We start from the raw sequence: 1352 nt of genomic DNA on the forward strand, positions 1-1352 counted from the left end.
TGCGATTGTAGAAGTAGGCGCGCACTGCCATCCCTGTTCTCGTATGGAAAAATCATTGGGGAAAGGGACTCTACTCGCGATGTATGGCAGAGGCGGCTATTGCGCAAAAGTGATTCAAGGCGGTGAACTTAAAATTGGCGATGAAGTTCGCGTAACACAACTTCAACGAGAATTGTTTTAGACACCCGCAATAGATCATAAACCTCTTTTGATTCCTACACGTATACCTTTCAAATAATTGAGCGAGGCGTGTATGGCTCTATCAGCCGAAGATATCTCTAGAATCATTGAAATGGCATGGGAAGATCGCACCCCCTTTGAAGCCATCAAACATCAATATGACATGAATGAATCGGAAGTCATTCGATTCATGCGCCGTCAACTTAAACCTTCTAGCTTTCGTCATTGGCGCACGCGTGTGTCATCGCGCACCACGAAGCATTTGAAACTCCGTAACCCAGACATCTCTCGAGGGTATTGCTCCACACAGTACAAGCAACGCTAGTAATTAACAGGCAAAAAAATGCCCACGTTAAAGTGGGCAAGAACACGAGACAATTTACTCTGATAAGCAAACTCGTAATGAGTGAATCAATCAGCAACTATGCTGCATTCGAATCGGTTTGATCTGTAACGACCTTCTCAGAAGACTCTTCTTTTTTCTTATGCTTATCGACAGACTCAACTTTTTTCTGTTTTTCATATAAGAAGGTAAGTACTTCATGACGATAGTGGTTGTACTCAGGATTATCTGCCAACGCCAAACGATCACGAGGTCGATCTAGTTTCACATCTAAGATCTCGCCAATCGTTGCCGCTGGTCCGTTAGTCATCATCACAATGCGATCAGACAATAGAACAGCTTCGTCAACATCGTGCGTGATCATAATAACTGTGTTACCAAGCTCGGCATGAATCTCCATAAGAGAATCCTGCAAGTGAGCCCGTGTTAACGCATCGAGTGCACCGAAAGGTTCATCCATGAGCAATACTTTTGGCTCCATCGCCAAAGCTCGTGCGATACCAACACGTTGCTTCATACCACCGGAAATTTCAGAAGGTAATTTATCCAAGGCATGGGTCATGTGCACTAATTCAAGATTATGATGCACCCAGTCTTTCATCTCAGCCTTACTGCGACCGTTACTTGTTTGTTTCACCGCTAGCTCAACATTTTTGTAAACGCTCAACCAAGGTAATAAAGAGTGGTTTTGGAATACAACTGCACGCTCTGGGCCTGGCTCATTCACTTCTTTGCCATCCAAAATAGCGCCGCCAGTTGTCGCTTGATGCAGGCCTGCAACAATGTTCAGTACCGTTGATTTACCACAACCTGAGTGACCAATAAGAGA

Annotated in this window: 2 protein-coding genes and 1 pseudogene; 2 read left to right on the plus strand and 1 reads right to left on the minus strand. The window is 44.5% G+C overall.

Annotated elements, in window-relative coordinates; translation table 11 throughout:
* Together A3739_RS30695 and A3739_RS04810 are read left to right on the plus strand one after the other, a co-directional pair.
* Positions 1-181: pseudogene (locus A3739_RS30695) on the plus strand (sulfurase); the annotation flags it as partial.
* Between the two features lie 72 nt (positions 182-253).
* Positions 254-505, plus strand: coding sequence for a TIGR03643 family protein (locus A3739_RS04810; protein ID WP_068475967.1), 252 nt, complete (start codon positions 254-256; stop codon positions 503-505).
* A 97-nt stretch (positions 506-602) separates the two neighbouring features.
* Here A3739_RS04810 and A3739_RS04815 read toward each other — a convergent pair.
* On the minus strand, positions 603-1352 hold a 750-nt coding region (locus tag A3739_RS04815; protein ID WP_068500524.1), incomplete at its 5' end, for an ABC transporter ATP-binding protein.

This window comes from Oleiphilus sp. HI0067 (assembly GCF_001635735.1).